Below are 24,533 nucleotides of genomic sequence, written 5' to 3'. Positions count from 1 at the left end.
ATAGGTAAGTTTAGAAATGTTTAAACGACAGACTTGGCATTTCGTAGAAATGAGAAAGAGGAATTAATGATTTTTTAAGCGAGATCACCGAATGAAGCCCCTAAATTAAGAAATATGAAACTTCACTCGGTACAAAGGAAAGGATTAAACTTCAGAATCTGGATATAAATAACGCACTTCTATAAAGTCGTCCAAATTATCCAATAACAATTGGCTCAGCGTTGGATCAAAGTGTTTACCTTTTTCGCGCGTAAACAGATCCACAACTTCTTCAACCGTCCAAGCTCGCTTATAACAGCGTTCACTCAGTAAGGCGTCAAAAACATCGGCAATCGCCACAATACGTGCAAACAGATGAATCTCCTCACCTTTTAGGCCATTCGGATAACCCGTACCGTCCCAACGCTCATGGTGTTCATGAGCAACAATGGCGGCCAACTTAGTGATTTCGCCTTCACGATTGTTCAGCAATTCATAACCTTTCACCGTATGGCGCTTCATGATTTCCCATTCAGCCTCATCTAACTTGCCACTTTTATCCAAGATAGATTCAGGAACCGAAATTTTACCAACGTCATGCATTGGGCTGATGACTTCAATCATCTCTACTTCACGATGGCTTAACCCGCAAAATTCAGCCAAGGTCGCAGACAATCTAGCAACACGTTTAACGTGCTGTCCTGTCTCACCAGAGCGCGATTCAATCGCCTCGCCAAGAACGTGAATCATCTCCTTTTGAACGCTCAAGGTGCGCTTTTGTAAGGTCACGATCTTACGGTTCTTCTGATCGATCACCTTACGCTGGCGAATGGTCATAAACTGACTAACAATCACCAAAGAAAGTAGAACTATCAGTGCACAAGCAAAGAGCAACAGTTTGATATTAACTTTAACTGCAGGAGGTGGTGCATTGATGATGTGGGCTGATTTAGGAATGTCGTAGCGACTGATACCATATTTTTGAATGGCCACGAAATCTAATACGGCTTCAGAAATCAATTCGTTCTCGGTTTTGGTCATCGATAGACCCAACTTGGCAGCCATTAGCTCTGCGGCTTCGTGACCATATTGCTTCGAACGATTTAAGAATCCACCTAAGATACCCGGTTCTTCTAGGTACATTTCCCACAAGACAAACACAGGCGCGACACTTTTAGCGCCAATAACGTGTGCTACTTCTTGGTAAGAGTGGTAATGGCCTTGTTCCGCTTCTGTGTTGAAATGAGTTAGCAGAACAGCATCATTTGGGTTGATCTTTGAGAGCCTATCCGCAGCTTCAGTCAAAGGTTCATCCCGAAGCTCAATCAAATTGATTTGAGGAAACTTCTTCATCTCTTCTACAACACGAGCATGAACCAGTTCCGATGTCATGCTTCTGTCGGCGAGATAATACAAGTTCTTTATCTGAGGACGTAGCTTAATGATGAGCTTGATGTTTTCGATAACTTTATCTTGTTCATACAAGATACTACCGGAAGTGCTTAAACTGTCTAACGTCGCTTGAGTGTTATTAACGCCAACAGCCACCAAAGGTACGGATCGTTCATCGCTTGGTAAGTAACGTTTGGAAAATGCTAGCGCAGCGTCGTCCGAGATGATGATGCCATCAAATTTGTAGTTTTGATATTTGAGCTGCAGATAATTGGCCATATTTTGAAAATAGCCATCTGAGTGCACCCGCTTAGCGTCTAGGTATTCGATCGATAATTTGACTTCGCTGTTAGTTTGATCGAAACCTTCTTCGATACCACGTTGAATGTCATTGGTCCATTGGTATGAGGGCTCATACGAATGTAAAACCAGTACTCTTTTGATTTCCCAATCCGTTTGGTCAGCATTGACTGTGGCCGTCCCTAGGCATAAAAATAGAGCCAATAAACGCGTCAAACGCATAACCATGTGTCGCCCAGCCGAGAAAGAATGTTGTTGCACATATTAAATGCCAAATCCCCTACTGGGACCGACATTGATCAATTTTCTACGACTATTGTTTCACACAACTTTTGATCGTCGTTCAATTTTTTCGCCAAATCACACACAAACTGCGATTTATCCAAGTTTTGAGAAACGGTAATGTCAGAAACAAGTGTGTTGCCTTCATATTGGCTGACAATTGCCGCTGCCACAGCCTCGCCTTGTTTAAAACCGACATAAAGCTCAAACTCAGGTGTCAAAATGATCTGAGTTAAGTATTCCACGATCATTTCTTGCTCGTGCTTATCCGACCAACGTTGTGACTGTAGAATCGAAAACATCACGGTAAGCCTATGAAAATCAACAAGGAAGATGTCGTCCCCTGTTAACTCTTGCCCGTTTTCTAAAAGCGTAGTTTTATCGACAGCATCGTAGGTTAAAGCGTCGAGCATACGAGTATAGATGGCTCGTCCTTCAATGCTTTCTTTAGTAGGAAATTCGACTTCTACTAAATCATGCAACCACGCATTTTTTCTGTTGATGCTTTCTAATTGTTGTTGGTTCATTTTCTTACCTTAAGCGCTGCAAGCCTAGTGTTTTACAGCGAATGAAAAACAGGACTTTGATTAGAAATGTAGGCGTCATCTGTTCTGGAGCGGTACATTAGCATGAAGCCTCTTACAAACCTAGCTAAACTCCTGAGGTAACGCCAAATTTTGTTTTAAGTGTGTGCGTCTGATAAATTGAATTAATAAATTAGCCTAATTAAGGGATGAAAAATGAAGAAAAGCTTGCTTGCTTTGGGTTTGGTAACTGTTCTGGCTGGGTGTAGTGATAATGAAGTGGGTGACGTATCACTGGGTATGTTTACAATGAAAGACATCAAAATCGGCCACCTACAAGACGAAGTCGTGACGGGTGTAACTTGTCATATTGCTTCTATCGAGGCGAATTTAAGCTTGTCTGATCCAAGTGACAGTTCTATTTCATGTCGTCAAACAGGTGACATCACGCCAGAGATGATTGCTAAGATTGATAAAAGCAAATCTGGTGAAGTCGTCTTCAAGAAATCAAAAAGCATCTTCTTCAAGACCATGAAAGTACGTCGCATCTACGATCCAGAAAACCAAACGCTACTTTACTTGTCTTACACAACCAAGGAGACGGAAGGCAGTTTCAAACATAGCTTATCGACTGTTCCTCTATATGGCACAAAAGCTTATGTAGAACCGACTGTAACTCCTACAAATTAACCCCAATTTGTGTGTAAAAACAGCAGCCCGTTGAATTTTTCAGCGGGCAAATTTCTTTGCAAGAAAACGGAACGATTTTCAAAATTTTGTGATACAATCCCGCCTCTTTTTTTCTCACTCAAGAACAAGCATGAAGTTTCCTGGTCAGCGAAAATCTAAACACTACTTTCCAACTCACGCTCGAGATCCATTAGTAAACCAAATTCGACAAGCACCGAAATTGTACCGCCCTACGGTCGTTGGTGTGGGTCAAACCATCGTAGATATCGAAGCGCGCGTAGATGATGCGTTTTTAGAAAAATACAACCTAAGTAAAGGACATTCTCTCGTTCTTGAAGAGAGCAAAGCGGACGCACTGTACGAAGAGCTAGTAGAACAAGGTCTGATTACTCACCAGTACCCAGGTGACACTATCGGTAACACACTTCATAACTACTCCGTGCTTGCGGACAGCAAATCAGTGCTACTCGGCGTTATGTCAAAGAACATTCAAGTTGGTTCTTTCGCTTACCGTTACCTGTGCCGTACCTCTTCTCGTATGAACCTAAACCACCTACAAACCGTAGATGGTCCAATTGGTCGTTGTTACACGTTGATCACTCACGATGGCGAACGTACTTTCGCGATCAACGAAGGTCACATGAACAAACTCTCTCCAGAGAGCATTCCAGAAGAAGTATTTACCAAAGCATCTGCTCTGGTTGTTTCTTCTTACCTAATGCGTGGTAAAGAAGAAGATCAAATGCCTCAAGCCGTTCAACGTGCGATTGAGTTTGCTAAGAAGCACGAGGTCCCTGTAGTACTGACGCTTGGTACTAAATATGTGATCGAAGGCAACGCTGAATGGTGGCAAGAGTACATTCGCGAGAACGTATCTGTTGTTGCAATGAACGAAGAAGAAGGCGCAGCACTGACTGGCGAAGGCGATCCACTTGCAGCAGCGAATAAAGCACTGGAGTGGGTAGATCTAGTACTTTGTACTGCAGGTCCTGATGGTCTTTACATGGCGGGTTACACTGATGAGAAAGTGAAACGCGAAACGACGCACGATATTCTTGAAGGCTCGATTGAAGAGTTCAACAAGTTTGAGTTTAGCCGTGCAATGCGTAAAGACGATTGCCAAAACCCAATGAAAGTGTACTCACACATTGGTCCTTACCTTGGTGGTCCACTTGAGATCAAAAACACCAACGGTGCAGGTGATGCAGCATTGTCAGCGCTTCTACACGACATGGCGGCGAACTCGTTCCACCATAAAGAAGTGCCAAACTCTGAAAAACACGAAGTACGCTGCCTAACTTACTCTTCTCTATCCCAGATCTGTAAATACGCAAACCGTGTAAGCTACGAGGTGTTAACTCAGCACTCTCCTCGCCTATCACGTGCACTACCAGAACGTGAAGATAGCCTAGAAGAAACCTACTGGGATCGCTAAGAACCAAGTACTTAGAGCAATAAATATGCGAAGGTCACCATTTGGTGGCCTTTTTGTTTTGATCTAGCGCAGTAATTAGTGGTTTTTGTTATGATGTAGCACGCTAAGGCGCACGAACTGCTTTACACCTCGTTTTTTACCAGTATTATTCTTGCGCAAACGTTTGCGCAACACTTGCTAAGTCTTTTGCTTACTTGATGTTGAACGCCACGTGTTAGCCATTTTTTTGGAGTATCCATGCAGTCTGATATTGAAATTTGCCGAAACACACCGTTGTCTTCTATCGTTACCGTTGCTGCCAATGCCGGTCTTTTACCACAAGAGTTCGATACACACGGAAAACACAAAGCTAAAGTTCATCCCCAATGTCTTGATCGCTTAAACGCAAATCAAGACGGCAAGTTGGTGTTGGTCACTGCAATTACACCTACCCCTCTGGGTGAAGGTAAAACCGTAACCACAATCGGCCTTTCTCAAGGTTTATCTAAGATCAACCAATCTGTAATGGCGTGTATCCGTCAACCATCAATGGGGCCAGTCTTTGGTGTCAAAGGTGGTGCTGCAGGTGGTGGTTACTCCCAAGTTGCACCAATGGATGAGTTAAACCTACATCTAACTGGCGATATTCATGCGGTAACAGCGGCACATAACTTAGCTTCAGCCGCATTAGATGCTCGCCTTTATCATGAACAACGCGAAGGCTACGAGGCGTTCGAAGCCCGTACTGGCTTAAAAGCACTAAAGATCGACGTCGAACGAATCACTTGGAAACGCGTGATGGACCATAACGACCGTGCACTGCGCATGGTTAAGATTGGTCTCAATGAAGAAGGCAAAACTATCAACGGCTTTGAACGTGAAGAAGGTTTTGATATCTCTGCCGCTTCTGAGCTAATGGCGATCCTCGCTTTAGCTAAAGACTTAAAAGATCTGCGTCAACGCATTGGCCGTATCGTCGTGGCTTACAACTTAGATGGCCTTCCAGTGACAACTGAAGACTTGCAAGTTGCTGGTGCAATGGCGGTTACACTAAAAGAGACGATTGCACCAACTTTGATGCAAACACTAGAAGGTGTGCCAACCCTAATCCACGCGGGTCCATTTGCGAACATCGCTCACGGCAACTCTTCTATCATCGCAGACCAAATTGCACTAAAGCTTTCTAGTTACGTTGTCACTGAGGCGGGTTTTGGCTCAGACATGGGATTCGAGAAAGCGTGTAACATTAAAGCGCCTGCTGCGGGTCGTGCACCAGATTGTGTCGTGATTGTCGCTACGTTACGTGGTTTAAAAGCAAACTCAGGTCACTATGATCTTCGCCCAGGTATGGCCATTCCGGATTCAATTTTCAATCCAGACCAAGCTGCACTTGAAGCAGGGTTTGAAAACTTAAAGTGGCACATTAACAATGTCCACAAATACGGTATCCCTGCCGTGGTTGCCATCAACCAATTCCCACAAGATTCTCAGAAAGAATTGGCAGCGCTTAAGGCATTGATTCACGAATTTAACCCTGAAGTTAAGGTGGCCGTCAGCACAGCATTTGGTCATGGTGGTGAAGGAGCCGTAGAACTAGCGCGACACGTTGTTGAAACGTGTGAACAAGCTTCTGATTTCCGCCCTCTTTACCGCAAAGAGCAAACTCTAAAAGAGAAACTCATGGCCGTTTGCGAAGCGGGTTATGGCGCCGCAAATATTGAAATGAGTGAACTCGCGACGCAACAGCTAAAGCACTTTGAACAATTGGGCTTTGATGAACTAGCAGTATGCATTGCGAAGACGCCGCTCTCCATTACCACTGATTCAGCTGTAAAAGGAGCGCCAAGTGGCTTTAGCGTTCCTATTCGTGAGCTACGTTTATGTGCAGGTGCGGGTTTTGTTTACGCGCTTTCAGGTAATGTTATGACCATGCCTGGTTTACCGGATAAACCCGCGTTCATGAATCTCGATCTTGACGATCAAGGCAATATTATCGGCCTTTCATAGCGTTAAACGTTTATCTCAAACAAACAGGAGCCATAGTGCTCCTGTTTTCGTTTTAAATGACTGCTAATTTATTGTTTTTAAAACCCTTTACACTGTAAACTGAAAGCACCAAGTTAAAGTATTTACTTTATTTCACCAATTCGGTGCAGCAACAATTTCCTCACTCCCTAATATAGTGCAATAAATAATACCCCACCTCTAAAGGGCATTGATTTTATTAACAAAATCCAATGGCTCGAATCTTGTACTACGTTATATAGCACTACCATTTATAAGTTCAAAGGACACTCAACAACGTCACTCGAAAGCCACCAGCAGTTGGCTAACTCCTCAGGCTTTAAGTTGCTTTCGATGTACGTAAAATAAGGGAAAGGGAACATTATGCAAGACGCACTCGCAGTAATCTTAGCTGGCGGTATGGGATCAAGGTTGAGCCCTCTTACCGATGATAGAGCCAAACCAGCCGTTCCATTTGGCGGTAAATATCGCATTATTGATTTCACACTAACTAATTGTCTTCATTCAGGTTTAAGAAAGATTTTAGTGTTAACTCAATACAAATCACACTCGCTACAAAAGCACTTGCGAGATGGTTGGTCGATCTTCAATCCCGAACTTGGTGAATACATCACTGCAGTTCCACCTCAAATGCGCAAAGGTGGTGCATGGTATGAAGGCACAGCAGATGCCATTTACCACAACATGTGGCTGTTATCCCGAAACGACGCTAAGTATGTCGTAGTTCTGTCCGGTGACCACATTTATCGCATGGACTACGCTGCAATGCTGGAAGAGCACAAAGAAAACGGCGCGAAGTTAACGGTCGCATGTATGGATGTGCCTGTCGAAGAAGCAAGTGCGTTTGGCGTAATGGGCATTAAAGAGAATGGTTTAGTCGAGTCCTTTGTCGAGAAGCCTAAGAACCCACCTACTCTTCCTAATGACCCAACTCAGAGTCTAGCGTCTATGGGGATTTACATCTTCGATATGGACGTTTTGCAAGATGCGCTTGAAGAGGACGCAAAACTCGAAGATTCAAGTCACGACTTTGGCAAAGACATCATTCCAAAACTCATCGATACTCAATCGGTTTATGCTTACAAATTCTGTGGTAGTAAAGGACGTGTAGACAAAGACTGTTATTGGCGCGATGTCGGTACCATTGATTCTTTCTATGAAGCCAATATGGACTTATTAGAGCCCGTCCCACCAATGAACTTATACCAACCAAACTGGGCGATTCGTACTTACGAAGCTCAGTTTCCACCAGCAAGAACGGTATCTTCTGCGACTGGTAATGAAGGTATTTTCATTAACTCCATCATTGCAAACGGCGTAATCAATTCGGGCGGTTCAGTTCAGCACTCGGTTATTGCATCGAATGTGCGTATCCATGATAGCGCGACAGTAGTCGACAGTATTATCTTTGACGATGTCGAAGTGGGTGAAGGTTGTCAATTGGTAAGTTGTATCATCGATAAGCATGTTCGCATCCCGCCGCACACTCAAATCGGCATGAACAAAATTGAAGATGCAAAACGATTCCATGTGTCAGAAAAAGGCATTGTCGTGATTCCAGAAGGCTACGAGTTCTAACCTTTGCACTTAGCTATTCGTCATAACAACACCCAACACCCCACCAAATAAAAAGCGCGCGATGTGAATCGCGCGCTTTTACTGTTCAACTAATCTGAATTAGACATTACATACTGTAGACCAGCTACCATCGCTACCCGGCTCTGATGCAGTCCACCAGTTTGCTTGGTATACCACACCATTGTGAATCACTTTATCACCTTGGTTAGCGTGGCTTGGGTTACCTTGCCAATCTGTTTGCGGAAGATCTGGGTAAGTAACTAGACCCGTAGTATCACATGTACCCGGCTCAGTACCACCGCCGCCGCCAGTACCAGAGTTTAGGTCACCAATTGGTAGGTCTGGTTGTTCAAACTTGAACGCAAACTCTTTACCGCCAGAAATTACTGTGTAGTTAGCTGGGCCAGAGATTGGTAGGTAGTAAACCATATCAAGTTCGTAAGTGCCGCCCGCTGGTAGGTCTTTCCATGCAGGTAGAGAGAAAGATACGCGATGCATTACACCATCCAAACCACCAATGTTGTTCGCACGAGTATGACCAGAAGCAATCACACTTAAACCGCCGCCAGACTGATCTTTCGCGTTATCCGGAGCAGATACAGGAATATCGAATTGGAATTCTGTACCACCAGGAATCGCTTGACCCGTGTTGTTTGTGAAGGTGATCTTAGGGTTGATTGGGTAGTTTTGGTCACCGACTTTGAAGCCACCAACACTCACTGCAATGTCTACAGCTTCGGTTGGGATTGCACCAGTTGCGATCTTGTTACCGTAAGGCGTTGCAGACTTAAACTTGTCGTAAATCGCTTTAGTCATAGTGTTACCCATGTGGTATTCCCCATTGCCCGCAGCACAAGCTTGTTCTGTTGCATCAATCGTCGTTCGGTTGCCGTTAGCGTCTAGTCCGTAACAGTTATAGTCCCCTGCTAGCCCCCAGACCATGATACCGCCGATCTCTTTGTCGATAACGTAGTCCGCTTTCACTTCAACAGACGCTTTGTCCTCTGTTGATAGGAATACGCTCTTCTCTGCATTCCATAGCCAAGGGGCTACAGCAACATCATCGTAATGACGAGTGTAAGAACCGACAAACTTATCGGAAGGATCATTTACAGGGTCAAGACCGTAAGCTTGAGCATAAGAACCCCAAATGCCCTTTTCTAGGTTCTTCGCGTGCCACATTGGGTTTGAACCTGCGCCCATTTCGTTGCCTTTAGGGTCAGTATCATGCCACATGTTATCGATACCGATAGCGCCGTGACCACAGTTGTTCTTCTCACCTTCGCCAGTACCTGGAGCACACTCTGATTGATTAGGAAGTGCCGCGCGGCCCCATAGACCGTTATCACCACCAGTTACACCTTGCCAACCACGGGTGTAGTAAGGCACACCAATGTTAATACGACCTGCTGGCATAGAACCACGGAAGTAATGGTAAGCCCAGTCAGTGTTCAAGTAACCAATACCGCCGTAAGCAGCCGTGCCATAAACGTTCCATTGAGCAAGCTCAGAGTCTTTACCCGTATCGAACAATGCCGCGTTGTGGCCAACGTGATCGTTCCAAGCACCATGCAAATCGTAAGTCATGATGTTCACGTAATCGAGGTACTTAGTGACGTCGAAGGTTTCCATGCCACGCAGTAGGTAACCAGAAGAAGGCGCTGCGATAGTCAGCATGTAGTGGATGCCATCTTGTGCAGACGCCGCATCCAATTTCTCACGCAGAACTTTCATTAGCTCTTGGTAAGAAGCCCATAGATATGGACGACGCGGTTCCATAAAGTCTTTATCGTAAGGGTTACCAGCACCCGCCATTGATGTTGGGTACTCGTAGTCGATGTCTAGGCCGTCGAACTTGTAAGTACGCATCATTTCAACAGCAGACGTTGCAAACTTCTCGATACCCGCGTGGTTAATAGAACCATCCGCGTTGGTTGTCATGGTGTAGAAACCACCGTCAGCAACGCGGTTGCCATCAGCACCGAAATGACCACCTGTTTCAGCCCAACCACCAATTGAAATCAGTGTTTTAACGTCATGTTTTTGCTTGTAAGTTGCTAGCGCACCGAAGTGACCTTTAAAGCCTAACGCAGGGTCAACTTCAACACCCGGCCAAGTTTTACCTGTTGCAGGGTTCGTCGGGTCTGTCACATCACCTACGTTTACTTTACCGTCTGAACCAATACTGACGAACGCGTAGTTAATGTGTGTAAGTTGATCCCATGGAATGTCTTTTACTAAGTAAGCAGCTTGTGGGTCATTACCACTACGCCAGCTAGTGAAGTAACCGATCACACGACGAGGGTGATCAGCCCCCATTAATTCACGACCTTCTTCATCGTAAATTGTACAGTAAGGAACATCGACACCAGCCGTTTGGTATAGGCCGTCAGGACGACAGTTCGATGTAATTGCACCGCCATTCACTGTTAGAGATACAAGAGAAGAATCTGTTGTTGCGCCTGCATCGTCTGTCGCTTTCGCGTAAATAGAAACACTGCCCGCTTGTGCTGGCGTGAAATCTACCGCGTATGGTGCTGTTGTTGCTGTACCAACAAGGGAACCGGCAGCGAAGAATTCAACTTTCGCCACTGTACCATCCGCATCAGCGGCATTTGCTGTAACGGTAACCGTCGCACCTAGTTCAACAGAAGTCGCTGAAAGAGCGACATCTACAGTCGGCGCTTCATTACCTGGTTGACCTGCGTTTACTGTAAGCGTTACTGCACTCGCAACACTCACAGCGTTTTTATCATCATACGCTTTAGTCGAGAATTCGTGCGCACCTTCAGTCGCCGTCCATGAAGCAGTGAAAGGTGCTGCGGTAGAGGTACCGACTAATGCGCCATCAACAAAGAATTCAACCTTACTAATTGAACCATCCGTGTCAGCAGCGTCTGCAGCAAGATTTACAACATCTCCAGCAGTGATAGAAGCCGATGCACTAGGCGATGTTAATGTCACCGTAGGTACTTCATTAACTGGAGGATCTACTGGGCCAGTGCCACTACAAGCACCTAGATTTTCCCACTCACCCCATTCACCTGCTTGCGCTGGATTATTGTTTTGAGTCCAGTAGCGCGCTTTATAAGCGTTACCTTCGTGCTGAACTTGGTCACCGCCGTTATAAACCTTCGACGAATCCCAAACTTCTAGAGGTGCACAATCAACCGCTGCATAGCTGTTGAAGGCCATTAGACAAGACGCAGTTAATGTACTGAGTGTAAAGGCACTCTTCACTGCTTTCCCACTTCTAAGGTGCATATTGCTCTTCCTTAAGTTATTGTTAATACAATACAAAATACGCTTAACTAACACGTATAGTTACTTTTGTTTCGACGTAAAATAACTTAAGTACAAGTGCAGCATTTCACACTATGTATTTATAAATTTTCAGCAGCACCTCTCAAGAATCCACTAAATGATTGCAACAATTAACACCTTATTTTGCACCAACAACTAATTTCATTACCCAAATAAATATGTCGATCGCAAATTATTAAAAAAGACAAAAAAAGTCCTAATTTTGAAATAAAGATCACTAAGCCTTTGTTGATCTGGGTGTTTCGTTGAAGTGTCGCTTGTACTCTCGACTGAACTGTGATGGGCTGCTGTAACCCACAAGGCGCGCAGCATCGTTCACTCGGCGACCTTCTAACTGAATCAATTCGCGTGCTTTGTTTAAACGCACCTTTTTGATGTATTGCAAAGGCGACTCTAGAGTCACACTTCTAAACGCTTGGTGGAATGCAGAGACACTCATGTTCGCTTCTTCAGCCAAGGTTTGTACATTGAGTTGTTCGTGGTATTCCTGATGAACGCGGTTTAGCGCTTTTGCTACCCTCGCGTAAGAACCTTCTTGGTGTGCGAGCTCAAACAGTACATGACCGGATTCGCTCACCAGCGTGCGGTACACAATTTCTTCTAACAGCATGTCACCGAGCATTGCGACTTCAAGATCGCTACATAGTGCCGTCATAAGGCGTTTGCACGCATCCAACATTTGGTCGTTCATGCGTACCGATTTCAACCCACAGCGAGTATCATCCTCACAAACATTACTGAATCGTTGTGATTCCAACTTCTTGACCAGCTTTTGCAGCATGGCGGGAGAAATGTCGATGGAGATTCCCAATAAAGGCTCATCGTCAACAGCAATCGCTTCACACTCAAGTGGCATGGGTACACCGACAACCAAATAGTCATCTGGGCCATAACGAACTGGCGTTTGGCCAATGTGAATGTTCTTGTAGCCTTGCCCCAAAACGATGATGCCAGACTGGTACACAAACGGTTGACGATTGTTCCCTTTGCTACTGCGGTAGAACCATACCCCGTCAATGGCGGTTTCTTTGATGCCCTCTAAATCGTCTAAACCAAATTTAGTGGCGTATTGCTGCATGATCTCAGCAAGTGTCTTCATCTTGTCACTCCAATAGTTATGCTCGCACTATACTTGGAGTTCTGATTACAGTTCCAGCATAAGAAACGCATATTTGTAGAAATAGGCAATAAATTTGCAGAAATCAGCCTACTCGTTCTCACAAACGCGTACTAATATGCATGTATTCACTCTCCTCACATTGGAAGCAAGAGGTCTAATAATGAACTTTTCATACGTCAACCCAACTCAAATCTTCTTCGGCCAAGGCCAAATCGCAGCAATCAAAGAAGCGATCCCTGCCGATCAAAAAGTGCTCGTTATCTACGGTGGTGGTTCTATTAAAAAGAACGGTGTTTACGACCAAGTAGCACAAGCATTAGAAGGCCGTGAATGGCTTGAGTTTTCAGGTGTAGAGCCAAACCCAACAAAAGAGACGCTAGATAAAGCGGTTGCTATCGTAAAAGAGCAAAACGTTGACTTTATCCTAGCTGTTGGTGGTGGTTCAGTTATCGATGGTTCTAAGTACGTTGCAGCATCTGCAAAATACGACGGTGACGGTTGGGACATCATGGTAGGCAAACATCAAGTAACAGAAGCAACACCGCTTGCTGCGATTCTTACTTTGCCTGCAACCGGTTCTGAGTCAAACATGGGTGCAGTAATCACTAAGAAAGAAACCCAAGACAAATTGGCATTTCTAGCGCCTGCTGTTCAACCAAAATTTGCCGTGCTTGATCCAGACGTAATGAAAACTCTACCAGAGCGTCAGCTTATCAACGGCCTAGTTGATGCATGGGTACACGTATGTGAGCAGTACCTAACACTGCCAACTGGCGCAATGGTTCAAGACGGTTACGCAGAAGCGCTACTTAAAAACCTAAAAGTATTGGGTGACCAGTTCGCAGAACGTGATAACGACCAATGGCGTGCGAACCTAATGTGGACAGCAAACCAAGCATTGAACGGTCTAATCGGTAGTGGTGTTCCTCAAGATTGGGCAACGCACATGATTGGCCACGAGCTAACTGCACTATGGCACGTAGACCACGCTCGTTCACTAGCGATCATTCAACCATCTCTACTTCGCAACCAAATGGAATTCAAACGCCCTAAGCTTGAGCAAATGGGTCGTAACGTATTTGGCTTGGCAGAAGGTGAAGATTTGGCAGAACGCACAATCCAATCGATTGAAGCTTTCTACCATCAGCTAGAAGTCGCGACTCAACTTGAAGGTTACGGTGATGACCGTCAAGCAGCTATCGATGCTGTGATTGATCAACTGAACAAACACGGCATGACGGTTCTTGGCGAGAACCAAGCAATCGACCTAGAAAACAGCCGAAAAATTCTAGAACTTGCCGTTGCATAACGACTCGATCTATTAAATTACTGCCTTTTTTGACGGCATTGTGTCTACGCGGACACAATGCCGTTTTTTTATGTTAATTTAGCGCGACATTGACAACTCGATAAATATTGAACTTTTCTGCTAGAAAACTAACAAATAAGCGATGGTTCGATGTTGTTATGTAAGCCGATGACCAAAAACAAACCAAGTGCTTACTATTCGAAGTGTCTTTTTTTAGCTTGCTCATAAAAAGATGAGCGTTTAGTCGTCTATTCAAGAGTTATTCGTATGTGGCTGATTGTCATAGCTTGTGCGTTCATACATATCATCAGTATTAAGACTGGCCCAAAATGGCTATTCTTTTTGACCAAACCGCTTCCGATCGTAGCCATGATTGGAATGCTACTCCTATCACCTTCAAATCATCTTCCCTACACTCAGTGGATCATCGCCGGTCTGTCAATCTCGCTTATCGGTGACTTAGCCATGATGCACCCGAAAGACAAGTTCATTCTCGGTATTAAGCTATTTTGCCTAGCATTAATTTGTTACGCCTTAGGCTTCATTAATATGGCAGCTTGGCACTTTACACCTTGGTTGCCTTTTGCCGTGTTCGGCGTCGGTCTCTGCGCTTATTTCTTCTTTAAACCCGATTTGGGGAAAGAGAAATGGTCTGTCGCCAGTTACATCTTCGTCCTCATGGCCATGTTGTGGATGTCGATGGAATACTATGCCAGTGGTAAAACCCAATCTTCCGCATTTGCAGTTTTAGGCAGCTTTGTCTTTACTTTATCCGGTGCGGTTTTGGCGTTTGAACGCTTCGGTGGCACGTCGATTTTCTCTCGACAAGTTGTCATGACCACCTACTATTCCGCCCAATATTTAATCACGATGTCCGTGTTCGCCATAGTGATCCGTTTCCTCTAAAACTGACTATATTATCGGTTAGTTTTATCACGAGTTATTTGCTCACCAGTTGGACAGTTTATGCTTGATTAACAGGTGCAATACGGTTAATAACTTGTTATTGTAGAAAGAAATTTATTCTAAAAGTTGGCAGCCTTGAAAGAGAAAAATATCGTTGTTGAGTTCAGCGGCGTAAACAAGTGGTATGGTGAATATCACGCCCTCAAAGACATTAATTTTTCAGTACATACCGGTGAAATCGTTGTTGTTTGTGGCCCTTCCGGTTCAGGTAAATCAACACTCATTCGTTGTATCAACCACTTAGAATCCATCCAAGAAGGTGAACTCAGCGTCTTCGAACAACCAGCCGATTCTAAAGCTCAAAAACCTGGCAAAGTCGGCATGGTGTTCCAGCACTTTCATCTGTTTCCACATCTTACCGTGTTAGAAAACCTCACTCTTGCTCCTATCCGCACGTTAAAGCTATCCAAACAAGAAGCGGAAGAACGTGCAATGCATTATCTCAAGCGCGTGAACATCGAAGAGCAAGCCAATAAGTATCCAATTCAACTTTCTGGTGGTCAGCAGCAACGTGTTGCTATCGCGCGTTCCCTTTGTATGGAGCCCGATCTATTGTTGTTTGATGAACCGACCTCGGCGCTCGATCCTGAGATGATCAACGAAGTGCTAGACGTAATGGTGGAACTCGCACAAAGCGGCATGACCATGATTTGTGTGACGCACGAAATGGGCTTTGCTAAAAAAGTGGCGAATCGAGTGGTGTTTATGGACGAAGGTGAAATCATCGAGATGAACTCCCCAGTAGCCCTTTTCGAAACACCGCAGCATCCACGAACCCAAGCGTTTTTGAATCAGATTCTGAGCTACTAGCCTATGGTAATTCGAATTCTAAAACCTGTTTTACAAGCCATATTACAAATCGCCATTCTTTTGATAGCGATCGTGTGGGTACTCGATTCCGGCGCACAAGCGATGGGGTACCAATGGCAATGGGAACGCGTTCCTGATTACATCGCCTTTTACGAAGATGGTGAGTGGTGGCCAGCGGAGTTGGTCGACGGTCTTATCGTGACCTTAAAGATTTCGGCCATCAGTCTTTTCTTCACATTAGTGATAGGCTTCGTCACCGCACTATTACGACTCAGTAACTCCAAAGTTGGTAACGCGATCGGTACCGCTTATGTCGAGTTGATTCGCAATACCCCATTACTGGTGCAAATCTACCTACTCTATTTCGTGTTTGGCCCTGTAATTGGCTTAGATAGATTCAGTACCGCTGTTTTAGCACTGTCATTATTCCAAGGTGCTTATACGGCAGAGATCTTCCGTGCGGGCTTAAACAGCATTCCAAAAGGTCAGTTTGAAGCTGCCAAAACCTTAGGTTTATCACCTTTGTTTGCTTACAAAGACGTGATTCTTCCGCAGGTACTTCAGCGCACTTTGCCGCCGTTGACTAACGAGGTGGTGTCACTGATTAAGAACTCTTCAATCGTCAGTGTGATGGCAATATTCGACCTGACAACCGAGGCGAGAAACATCGTATCTGAGACGGCGATGCCGTTTGAGATTTGGTTTACTGTGGCAGCAATCTATCTTGCTCTCACATTATCACTTTCTGGCTTATCCGCTTGGCTAGAACACAAACTAGGAGCCAGTTGGCGCAAATTATAAGGAGATAACATGAAGTTATTCAAAGCGACCATTACTGCATTATTTGGGCTTGCAATTGCTTTACCTTCATTAGCCAATGAAGAAGCAGCGACACCAAACGTTGATCAAATCAAAGAGCGTGGCACGCTGCGCGTTGGTATGTCGACATTTGTACCTTGGGCAATGCGTAATAAGCAAGGCGAGTTGATTGGTTTTGAAATCGATGTGGCGAAGCGCCTCGCAGCGGATACAGGCTTAAAAGTTGAGTTTGTACCGACAGCGTGGGACGGCATCATCCCTGCTCTTCTTGCTAAGAAATTCGACGTAATCATTGGCGGTATGTCGATTACGCCAGAACGTTCAAAGAGCGTATTGTTTACTGAACCTTACTCGCACTCAGGCGTTCAAGTAGCAGCAAACAAAGAGCTAGCAGCTGGCTTTAGTGAGTTTTCAGACTTTGATTCTCGTCGCGTGAAAATTGCCGCTCGTCGTGGCGCGTTCACAGTGCAAGTAGCGCGTGAGACTTTCCCTAAAGCGAAGATCCTTCAGTTTGATGACGATGCACAAGCATTCCAAGAAGTATTGAACGGCAACGCACACGCGGTGATTGCATCAAGCCCAAAACCGGAACATGAAGCGATCAAGCATGCTGACAAACTGTTCATTCCATTTACTGAGCGTCTATCCAAAGGTAATGAGGCATTTGCTGTTCGTCTAGGTGAAGAAGATAAGAAAGCCTTCTTCAACAAGTGGATTGAAGCTCGTACTCAAGACGGTTGGCTAGATGAGCGTTACGAATACTGGTTCTCAACGCTAGATTGGCAAGACCAAGTTGCACAAGGTCAATAACCTTAATCGTTGCAATAATTAATAACACCGACTCGTACTGCGGGTCGGTTTTCTTCTCTACTATCGGAGTTAAACCTTGAGCGGACAAACCACCACTCGCGTTGCACCAACCAAAGCAAAGTCAGGCTTTTTCTTAAGTCGTTTTAACCTACTCGATTGGGTACTGCTTGCCATCTGCGCGTTGGCTGGGGTTTGGCTCTATCATCGTTCTACCGTCGGCGTAAACTACATCTGGCATTGGACAGAAGCAATCGACCTCCTATTCACTCCAAGAGCAGATGGCGGCTTGCCGTATTTCTTTCAAGGCTTAATCTCAACATTGCGCTTAAGCCTTTGGGGCATCATCTTTGCTCTGGTATTAGGTACATTGCTCGGGTTAGCGCGTTTTTCTGATACAGTTTGGTTGCGCAGGCCTGCCAACGCATTTATTCAATTGGTACGAAACATTCCACCTTTGGTGTTCGTATTCATCTTCTACTTTTTCATCTCTAACCAGTTAATCCCATTACTTGGCTTGGAAGATCTTCTCCGTAACTATCGCGGCGAACCTAACGCGGTTCAACACTTCTTCTTTGGCCCTGCTAACCTTTGGGAAAACCTTGTGTCCGGCGTACTTTGTGTGGGTTTGCTCTCTTCTGCCTACATTGCTGAAGTGGTTCGTGCGGGCTTGCAAAGCGTCGATAAAGGCCAATGGGAAGCAGCTGACTCGCTTGGTCTATCTCGTTGGGTGAAATACCGTTTCATCATCGCACCACAAGTGCTTAAAGCGATTACACCTGCACTTGCAGGACAAACGATTTCTCTGGTTAAAGACACCTCCATCGTTTCGCTGATCTCGATTCAAGAAATGACCTTTGCCGGCACAGAGATGGCGAACTCATCAGGCTACATTTTCGAAATCTGGCTAATTGTTGGCTTCGTTTACTTCCTGATTTGTTTCGGTCTATCAATGTTTTTTAGATACATCGAGAAAAAATCGGAATCTATTTCAAATTAACTCAATAGGCTTCAAAAATAAGACAGCGTAGCGCTTCAAATCGGAATTCCATCCTGTTACAGTCGTTTTCATGCTAATTTTTTGGCGTTTTTCATGGAGTTAAAGAAGCAGTCCGATTACGAGCAGTACATAAGGCAGGACAGCCTTGGCGAATACTACGTTGTGCTCAATCAATACACTTTCCACAGTGTTTATCAGCCTATTTTTGATAAACACCAACAAATGATCGGGATGGAAGCCCTGCTCCGTATTCGTGGTGCAGATGGCACGAATATTCGACCGGATCTCTTCTTTGCTGATGCCAGCATCGATACTTACTTCCGACTTTGTATTGAATTTCTCTCCCGTGCGATTCATATCCGTAACTTTGCTCGTCACTTTGCAGGATCACCAATCAAGCTGTTTCTTAACGTCATGCCACAGACTTTGCTGACGCTGACCAAAGACATGGGCTTTAAAGACAATGGCCTGCTCTACAAACGATTGTTTGAGTTAGGTATGGAACCTTCTGATGTGGTCTTTGAAGTCGTTGAGGAATCTTGTGGCGATACAGAACTTTTGATTCAGGCAGTGCAACTCATGAGAGCAAACGGCTTCTTGTTTGCGATTGATGATTTTGGCTCTCACCATTCTGATATGTCACGTGTTAAGCAGCTTTGCCCAGACATCATCAAAATAGATCGCTCTTACCTACTCGATTATTGCTCTGGTGACACATTAGCGATCGCCAATGCAGTAGATCTTGCTGAAGAGATGAACGCAAAAGTGGTCATCGAAGGTGTCGAAGAGAATACACAGCTTTCAGCCATGCAAGCACTAAACTTGGATTACTACCAAGGTTTTTATCTGGCGAAACCAAACTCGATTCACCATTGGACTGTTCAAAAAGAAACAACCAAAGTGCTACATTAAACGCGATACCACAGATACAGATTAAATTGTTTTAGATACAAAAGCGCCGCCAAGGTTACTCACCAAGGCGGCGCTTTTCTGTTTATGTCGATTTTAATATCGAAACAAATCGCTTAGAAGAAGTCGATAGAGTTACGGCCACTCTTAGGATCGCGTGCAACCTGAGGCTTTTCCTCTTTCTTGCCTTTCTTAGCAGATTGAGACAATGCTTCTTTTTGTGCTTTACGCTCTTTGTGCGCGGCTTTACGACCAGTAGATTTAGGTCCTTTAGCACTTGGTTTGTCGTTCTTTTTCGAGCGAGACTTTTCTTTACGTGCTGCTTGTGCTTCTTTCTTCGCCTTCTTCTCTGCTTTTTCTTCGGCAGTTTCAGGTTCAGTTACTGGCGCGTCACATACAACAACATAGTATTCTTGGTTGAATTCGAAGAAATCGCCGTCGTACATTTTGCGACGTTTACGAGTTTCGAGCTCACCGTTTACGGCAACGTAACCTTCTTCGATGATGTGTTTTGCTTCACCACCACCACTCACCAAGTTCGCGATTTTGAAAAGCTTGTACAGCTCAATTGGGTGCGCGTCAACGTCGATACCGATCGCTTCGATCTCAATCTCTTCGCCTTCTAAATACTCTTCGTGTTCGTAATCTTGGGTCATGTTCGTTACTCATTTTTCTTGATGAACGGAGTTTAAACGGAATGCGTACAAATAGAAACGTGATCTTCACTCATCTTGTCCAATTGGGTATATACTCACCCAATAACTCCTTGAACGAGCGATATTTTGTCTAATAAGAACCACATTACCTTTGCCACCACCAACCTATTTAACTTTGTTGCACCACCTGGCGCGTATTACGACTTCGAGAACATATATTCTCGCGACGATTGGCAGGACAAACTCGCTTGGACCAAATCGCAGTTAGAACAACTTAATCCCGACATCATCGGCTTGCAAGAAGTGTTCAGCATCGAAGAAACCAAAACCTTCTTTGCTGAAATAGGTTATGAACACTTTGCTTGTGTCGATACGCCGAACATTGAAGGCGATTACATTTATTCTCGCCCAGTGGTTGCAGTGGCCTCGCGTTTTCCGATTGAAAGCTTTGAAGCGGTCACGTTCGATAAAGACGCGCTCAATGCCTTTGGTCATATCGACGCTCCACCTTTTAGCCGCAAACCCGTCCGTGCCTGTGTTGTTCACCCAATTATTGGTCATATCTCTGTATACGTCACACATTTGAAGTCACAGCGCCCTGCCGATTCAACCACTCCAGAACAAGCGAGCAGACCAATTGCCCGTTGGCTATCTACGCAACAACGAGGTTGGGAAGCGGCAATGCTGCGTGACGCGATGCAAAGGCAGTACGCGTTGAATCCAATGCCGACAGTATTAATGGGTGATATGAACCAAGGCATTACTTCAACCAGCGTTAACAACGTTCTGACTGAACATTATGGTGACAGCGTCACTGATTTACAGCTCAATGACGGATGGGAATTGCAAGTAACGCCCTCACTAGAGTCACGGCCAGCAACGCACTACCACTTTGCGAAAGGAAACGTGTTGGATTACATCTTGTTGTCGCAAGAGTTTGATGCGCACGCCGATGTATCAATAGCAGAAGTCACGAACTACCAAGTGCTGGATGGGCACTTAATCAATCCGTCTTTTGAGAGAGATAAAAACGCCAGCGACCACGCATTTGTGGCGCTGACGGTAGAAATTAAGCTTTAGCGTCAGTGTGGCGCTTAACAATCTTACGCGGAATCAACTCTACACCCGCTTTATAGCGTTTAGCTGAGGCATTAAGCGCCAACTCCATTGCGCTGTCGGCAATCAGCTCAAACTGCTGCGGAAGTGAGTTGATTTTGATTGGAAGAAAATCAAGCAAGCGGTTATCACCGAAGGTAGCCAAACGTACTTTGCCCATCAACTCTGGCTTTTCTAGCATCACATCCAATACGCCTTCTAATAAGGTGTAAGACATGGTCACCACAGCATCTGGCAACTTGCCCTTTTTGATCCAACCCTCAAGCACCTTCTTGCCTTCTTCACGGGAGAAGTGCTGGCCATAGCCAACCAAAACACTAGTGCTACCCTGCTGACAAGCCGAACGGAAACCCAGTTCACGCTCTTTAGAGACTTGCAGTTCTTCTAACGCACCAATCAAACCAATCGAATCAATCTCTGAAGACAATACCGACTCGGTTAACTCAAACGCCGCATCAAAATCTTCGCTGATCACACAACAAAAGTGCTCATCATCCATAGGACGGTCAAGTGCGATAACGGGCGTACCCGAGTTTTGCAGCTTAAGATAATATTCGCTGGCTGCTGGCATACTGCTCGCAACGAATAGCGCATCAATACGACGACTCACAAGCGCCTCTGCAACCTTTTGCTCCGTTTGTGGATCATCATCAGAACAGCCAATCAAAATTTGGTAGCCCGCTTTACGCGAGTTCTGTTCAATCAGTTTTGCTAAACGTGCGTAACTGGTGTTCTCTAAATCTGGAATGATCAAACCGAACGAACGTGAGTTGCCCGCCCTTAAAGAAGATGCTGCGTGATCCGGTTTGTAATTGTACTGCTCAACCACCGCCATGACTTTCTTTTGAGTCTTTTCGCTGATGCGGTATTTCTGCGCTTTTCCGTTAATCACATAGCTTGCCGTGGTCTTTGAAACCCCAGCTAATTTCGCTATTTCATCCAGTGTCATATTCTAAGCCCTATTCTGTGCGCGGGATCATATTAATACATCAACGATCCTTCGATAAGTTGAATTATATGCTGAACCGATTCAGTATAAAAGCTGAAAGGATTCAGCAAAACTCAAAAATTGACGAGAATCACCAAAATCAAGCAATACAGTCTCCCTTTGCTAGGCTTTAAAAGCATTGAGACACTGAGTGGTTAAGTTTCGATTTTAAAAACAGTTTCGCTGAGTGTTTTAAAAAATTTGACCAAGTGCTGAATCGATTCAGTTTCTTTTGTTCAGTAAATTGTTGTTAAGCAAAACCGTCTCACATAGAGAAATGACGAACAAAGACACGTTCAGCAACCATAGATAAACGGCGTTACGCAAACAAAGTACTGCGTAGCCAAGATGAATTAGAAATAGATACCTTAAGGCTGGAGAAGCACCATGCTTAAGCTAAGTAAGAACGACATTACCCTATCTCAATCCGCTACAGATAAGTTTGAAGCGATCAAAAGCATCGCGAAAAGCCTGACAGACAAAGGTCTGGTTGAACAAGGCTATGTAGAAGGCATGCTAAACCGTGAAAACCAGAACTCAACGTTTCTAGGTAACGGTATCGCGATTCCACACGGCACAACTGACACGCGCTCAATGGTGAAAACCACGGGTGTTGCTGTTCACCACTTCCCAGAAGGCGTTGAATGGGGCGACGGCAACACAGTTTACGTTGCTATCGGTATTGCGGCGAAATCAGACGAGCACTTGGGCATTCTTAAGCAGCTAACAAAAGTACTGGGTGCGGACGGCGTTGAAGAGCGTCTACGCAATGCGAAAAACGAAGACGACATCATTGCCCTACTTCACGGCGACGTTCAGCTAGAAGCGGATTTCGATGCTTCTCTCATTCAACTTCTATTCCCAGCAAGCGACATGATTCAAATGAGCGCGGTAGCTGGCGGCCTACTTAAAAACACAGGTTGTGCAGGTACGGAGTTCGTTGCAGATCTAGTAACAAAAACGACAACGCATCTAGGCCAAGGGCTATGGCTTGTTGGTAGTGATAAACAAGTAACTCGCACTGGCGTTTCTTTTGTATCAACAGCCAATGATTGTGAATTCGAAGGCGAGAAAGTGCGTGCTCTAGTTGCGTTCGCAGCTTGCAACAACGCTCACCAATCTATCCTAAGCACGATTTCAAAGCTTGTGTTTAACAACGAACACAGCAAATTACTTGATGCTTCTGCTGAGCAGATCCTTGCACTGTTCAAAGGCGAAGAAATGGCAACTGAAGCGGCTGAGGATGGCAACACAGCAATCTTCAAAATCAAAAACGCTCACGGCCTACACGCTCGTCCTGGCGCAATGCTAGTTGCTGAAGCGAAGAAGTTCGAATCTACCATTCGTGTGGCAAACCTAGATGGTGATGGCAAAGCGGTAAACGCGAAGAGCCTAATGAAAGTTATCGCGCTAGGTGTGAAACACGGTCACCAGCTTCAATTCTCTGCTGAAGGCCCAGATGCTGCACAAGCGCTTGAGTCAATCGGCAAAGCAATCGCATCTGGTCTTGGCGAAGGTTAAGGGGCGAGAGAATGACAGCATTGAAAACAAACAAAGTCGTTACCATCACGCTTAACCCTGCCCTTGATCTAACAGGTTCGCTGGACTCAATCAAAGTGGGTTCTGTCAGCCTAGTTGAAAAGAGCAATCTACACGCGGCTGGTAAAGGCGTAAACGTAGCGAAAGTACTTAGTGACCTAGGTGCAGACGTAACAGTGACGGGCTTTCTTGGCAAAGACAACCCAGAGCTGTTCCACCAACTATTTAGCGATATCAAGGTTAAAAACGAGTTCGTTGAAGTCGAAGGCGCAACTCGCATCAACGTGAAATTGGTTGAAGCAGATGGCCAAGTGAGCGACATCAACTTCCCTGGCGTTCAAGTTACGGCAGAAGAAATCGCGCGCTTTGAAGAAACCCTTTTCCGCCTTGCAGAAACACACAATTACTTTGTATTGGCAGGCAGCCTACCGGGCGGTGTTACTGCAGAGCAATGCGCGGCATGGATTGAGAAGCTGCATCAGCGAGGCAAAAAAGTCTTGTTTGATAGCAGCAAAGCGGCACTACGCGCAGGTATCGACGCGCACCCTTGGTTGATCAAACCAAACGACGAAGAGCTAAGTGACTTTGTCGGCGAGCACCTTTCAACGCCAGAACAATGCCAAGAAGCAGCGCAAACACTAAGCGATAAAGGTATTGAGAACATCGTAGTTTCTATGGGTGCAGACGGCGTGATGTGGCTTAACCAAGGTGAATGGCTACGCGCACAACCACCACGAATGAATGTAGTAAGCACTGTTGGCGCTGGCGATACGCTTGTTGCTGGCTTGTGCTGGGGTCACATGCAAGTGATGCCGAAAAGCGATTTGCTGCGCTTCGCTACTGCGCTTTCTGCCCTAGCAGTGAGCCAAGTTGGCGTTGGCCTAACCAGTCAGGAAGAACTGGAGAACATCAAGCTCCAAACGCAAGTAACCGAGCTTTACCCTAATACGAACTTAGACAAAAACTAAGGAACAGAAGGTTATCAG

Annotated in this window: 20 protein-coding genes; 14 read left to right on the top strand and 6 right to left on the bottom strand. The window is 45.2% G+C overall.

The genetic code is table 11. The features are described from left to right. Positions 1–144 precede the first annotated feature (144 nt). Both ATB78_RS16235 and ATB78_RS16230 read right to left on the bottom strand, forming a co-directional pair. Positions 145–1,899: an HD domain-containing phosphohydrolase gene (locus tag ATB78_RS16235; RefSeq protein ID WP_061009233.1), complete on the bottom strand. Its 1,755-nt coding sequence runs from the start codon at positions 1,897–1,899 to the stop codon at positions 145–147. Between the two features lie 71 nt (positions 1,900–1,970). Then, complete coding sequence (locus tag ATB78_RS16230; RefSeq protein WP_005441903.1) at positions 1,971–2,480, bottom strand: hypothetical protein; 510 nt, start codon at positions 2,478–2,480, stop codon at positions 1,971–1,973. A gap of 213 nt (positions 2,481–2,693) precedes the next feature. Between ATB78_RS16230 and ATB78_RS16225 the strand changes: the two genes are divergently transcribed. From ATB78_RS16225 to glgC, 4 genes are all read left to right on the top strand, one after another. Then, positions 2,694–3,167 (top strand): CreA family protein, encoded by a 474-nt coding sequence (locus ATB78_RS16225; protein ID WP_005441905.1) that lies wholly within the window; start codon positions 2,694–2,696, stop codon positions 3,165–3,167. Between the two features lie 130 nt (positions 3,168–3,297). Next, positions 3,298–4,602, top strand: coding sequence for an inosine/guanosine kinase (locus ATB78_RS16220; protein ID WP_009704476.1), 1,305 nt, complete (start codon positions 3,298–3,300; stop codon positions 4,600–4,602). Between the two features lie 237 nt (positions 4,603–4,839). Next, positions 4,840–6,588, top strand: a complete 1,749-nt coding sequence (locus ATB78_RS16215) for a formate--tetrahydrofolate ligase (RefSeq protein WP_061009232.1) — start codon at positions 4,840–4,842, stop codon at positions 6,586–6,588. A gap of 381 nt (positions 6,589–6,969) precedes the next feature. Then, positions 6,970–8,184 carry a glucose-1-phosphate adenylyltransferase gene (gene glgC / locus ATB78_RS16210; RefSeq protein WP_061009231.1) on the top strand — a complete coding sequence of 405 codons (1,215 nt, stop codon included), beginning with the start codon at positions 6,970–6,972 and terminating at the stop codon, positions 8,182–8,184. A 99-nt stretch (positions 8,185–8,283) separates the two neighbouring features. Here glgC and ATB78_RS16205 read toward each other — a convergent pair whose 3' ends face one another. Together ATB78_RS16205 and ATB78_RS16200 are read right to left on the bottom strand one after the other, a co-directional pair. Next, positions 8,284–11,448 (bottom strand): glycosyl hydrolase family 18 protein, encoded by a 3,165-nt coding sequence (locus ATB78_RS16205; RefSeq protein ID WP_061009230.1) that lies wholly within the window; start codon positions 11,446–11,448, stop codon positions 8,284–8,286. Positions 11,449–11,725: 277 nt separating this feature from the next. After that, positions 11,726–12,607, bottom strand: a complete 882-nt coding sequence (locus ATB78_RS16200; RefSeq protein ID WP_020197048.1) for an AraC family transcriptional regulator — start codon at positions 12,605–12,607, stop codon at positions 11,726–11,728. Positions 12,608–12,788: 181 nt separating this feature from the next. On the opposite strand from ATB78_RS16200, the gene ATB78_RS16195 reads away from it, so the two are divergent. From ATB78_RS16195 to ATB78_RS16165, 7 genes are all read left to right on the top strand, one after another. Then, the gene (locus ATB78_RS16195) at positions 12,789–13,937 is read left to right on the top strand and encodes an iron-containing alcohol dehydrogenase (protein ID WP_009704481.1); all 1,149 of its coding nucleotides are present in this window, start codon (positions 12,789–12,791) and stop codon (positions 13,935–13,937) included. Positions 13,938–14,204: 267 nt separating this feature from the next. Beyond that, the gene (locus ATB78_RS16190) at positions 14,205–14,843 is read left to right on the top strand and encodes a lysoplasmalogenase (RefSeq protein WP_061009229.1); all 639 of its coding nucleotides are present in this window, start codon (positions 14,205–14,207) and stop codon (positions 14,841–14,843) included. A gap of 135 nt (positions 14,844–14,978) precedes the next feature. Further along, on the top strand, positions 14,979–15,713 hold the full coding sequence (locus tag ATB78_RS16185) for an amino acid ABC transporter ATP-binding protein (RefSeq protein WP_009704483.1): 735 nt from the start codon (positions 14,979–14,981) through the stop codon (positions 15,711–15,713). A 3-nt stretch (positions 15,714–15,716) separates the two neighbouring features. Then, positions 15,717–16,514: an amino acid ABC transporter permease gene (locus ATB78_RS16180; RefSeq protein ID WP_009704484.1), complete on the top strand. Its 798-nt coding sequence runs from the start codon at positions 15,717–15,719 to the stop codon at positions 16,512–16,514. A 9-nt stretch (positions 16,515–16,523) separates the two neighbouring features. After that, positions 16,524–17,342, top strand: coding sequence for a transporter substrate-binding domain-containing protein (locus tag ATB78_RS16175; protein ID WP_061009228.1), 819 nt, complete (start codon positions 16,524–16,526; stop codon positions 17,340–17,342). 76 nt (positions 17,343–17,418) lie between these two features. Continuing rightward, a complete protein-coding gene (locus ATB78_RS16170; protein ID WP_061009227.1) occupies positions 17,419–18,339 on the top strand; it encodes an amino acid ABC transporter permease in 921 nt (306 codons plus the stop codon). A 93-nt stretch (positions 18,340–18,432) separates the two neighbouring features. Continuing rightward, the gene (locus tag ATB78_RS16165; RefSeq protein WP_005441924.1) at positions 18,433–19,251 is read left to right on the top strand and encodes an EAL domain-containing protein; all 819 of its coding nucleotides are present in this window, start codon (positions 18,433–18,435) and stop codon (positions 19,249–19,251) included. 113 nt (positions 19,252–19,364) lie between these two features. Here ATB78_RS16165 and ATB78_RS16160 read toward each other — a convergent pair whose 3' ends face one another. After that, positions 19,365–19,904 carry an RNA-binding S4 domain-containing protein gene (locus ATB78_RS16160; RefSeq protein WP_005441925.1) on the bottom strand — a complete coding sequence of 180 codons (540 nt, stop codon included), beginning with the start codon at positions 19,902–19,904 and terminating at the stop codon, positions 19,365–19,367. 126 nt (positions 19,905–20,030) lie between these two features. Here ATB78_RS16160 and ATB78_RS16155 point away from each other — a divergent pair, with 126 nt between their 5' ends. Next, entirely contained in the window at positions 20,031–20,984 is a 954-nt protein-coding gene (locus ATB78_RS16155) for an endonuclease/exonuclease/phosphatase family protein (RefSeq protein WP_061009226.1), read from the top strand. On the opposite strand, the gene cra is transcribed toward ATB78_RS16155, so the two are convergent. Continuing rightward, positions 20,974–21,969, bottom strand: coding sequence for a catabolite repressor/activator (cra, locus tag ATB78_RS16150; protein WP_061009225.1), 996 nt, complete (start codon positions 21,967–21,969; stop codon positions 20,974–20,976). The two genes, ATB78_RS16155 and cra, sit on opposite strands and share 11 nt — an antisense overlap. Before the next feature lie 426 nt (positions 21,970–22,395). On the opposite strand from cra, the gene fruB reads away from it, so the two are divergent. Both fruB and pfkB read left to right on the top strand, forming a co-directional pair. Then, positions 22,396–23,529, top strand: a complete 1,134-nt coding sequence (gene fruB, locus ATB78_RS16145) for a fused PTS fructose transporter subunit IIA/HPr protein (RefSeq protein WP_061009224.1) — start codon at positions 22,396–22,398, stop codon at positions 23,527–23,529. Between the two features lie 11 nt (positions 23,530–23,540). Beyond that, positions 23,541–24,515 (top strand): 1-phosphofructokinase, encoded by a 975-nt coding sequence (gene pfkB, locus ATB78_RS16140; protein ID WP_061009223.1) that lies wholly within the window; start codon positions 23,541–23,543, stop codon positions 24,513–24,515. Positions 24,516–24,533 lie beyond the last annotated feature (18 nt).

Origin of the sequence: Vibrio sp. CUB2 (assembly GCF_001557945.1) — a bacterium.
Lineage (GTDB): Bacteria > Pseudomonadota > Gammaproteobacteria > Enterobacterales > Vibrionaceae > Vibrio > Vibrio owensii.
Note: the sequence above shows the minus strand (reverse complement) of the source record. Positions and strands in the feature narration are given on the sequence as shown.

What these genes read in the sequence shown, in the direction of transcription:
- ATB78_RS16235 (WP_061009233.1), bottom strand. Translation starts at nt 1,899, where the DNA reads ATGGTTATGCGTTTGACGCGTTTATTGGCTCTATTTTTATGCCTAGGG.
- ATB78_RS16230 (WP_005441903.1), bottom strand. Translation starts at nt 2,480, where the DNA reads ATGAACCAACAACAATTAGAAAGCATCAACAGAAAAAATGCGTGGTTG.
- ATB78_RS16225 (WP_005441905.1), top strand. Translation starts at nt 2,694, where the DNA reads ATGAAGAAAAGCTTGCTTGCTTTGGGTTTGGTAACTGTTCTGGCTGGG.
- ATB78_RS16220 (WP_009704476.1), top strand. Translation starts at nt 3,298, where the DNA reads ATGAAGTTTCCTGGTCAGCGAAAATCTAAACACTACTTTCCAACTCAC.
- ATB78_RS16215 (WP_061009232.1), top strand. Translation starts at nt 4,840, where the DNA reads ATGCAGTCTGATATTGAAATTTGCCGAAACACACCGTTGTCTTCTATC.
- glgC (WP_061009231.1), top strand. Translation starts at nt 6,970, where the DNA reads ATGCAAGACGCACTCGCAGTAATCTTAGCTGGCGGTATGGGATCAAGG.
- ATB78_RS16205 (WP_061009230.1), bottom strand. Translation starts at nt 11,448, where the DNA reads ATGCACCTTAGAAGTGGGAAAGCAGTGAAGAGTGCCTTTACACTCAGT.
- ATB78_RS16200 (WP_020197048.1), bottom strand. Translation starts at nt 12,607, where the DNA reads ATGAAGACACTTGCTGAGATCATGCAGCAATACGCCACTAAATTTGGT.
- ATB78_RS16195 (WP_009704481.1), top strand. Translation starts at nt 12,789, where the DNA reads ATGAACTTTTCATACGTCAACCCAACTCAAATCTTCTTCGGCCAAGGC.
- ATB78_RS16190 (WP_061009229.1), top strand. Translation starts at nt 14,205, where the DNA reads ATGTGGCTGATTGTCATAGCTTGTGCGTTCATACATATCATCAGTATT.
- ATB78_RS16180 (WP_009704484.1), top strand. Translation starts at nt 15,717, where the DNA reads ATGGTAATTCGAATTCTAAAACCTGTTTTACAAGCCATATTACAAATC.
- ATB78_RS16175 (WP_061009228.1), top strand. Translation starts at nt 16,524, where the DNA reads ATGAAGTTATTCAAAGCGACCATTACTGCATTATTTGGGCTTGCAATT.
- ATB78_RS16165 (WP_005441924.1), top strand. Translation starts at nt 18,433, where the DNA reads ATGGAGTTAAAGAAGCAGTCCGATTACGAGCAGTACATAAGGCAGGAC.
- ATB78_RS16160 (WP_005441925.1), bottom strand. Translation starts at nt 19,904, where the DNA reads ATGACCCAAGATTACGAACACGAAGAGTATTTAGAAGGCGAAGAGATT.
- cra (WP_061009225.1), bottom strand. Translation starts at nt 21,969, where the DNA reads ATGACACTGGATGAAATAGCGAAATTAGCTGGGGTTTCAAAGACCACG.
- fruB (WP_061009224.1), top strand. Translation starts at nt 22,396, where the DNA reads ATGCTTAAGCTAAGTAAGAACGACATTACCCTATCTCAATCCGCTACA.
- pfkB (WP_061009223.1), top strand. Translation starts at nt 23,541, where the DNA reads ATGACAGCATTGAAAACAAACAAAGTCGTTACCATCACGCTTAACCCT.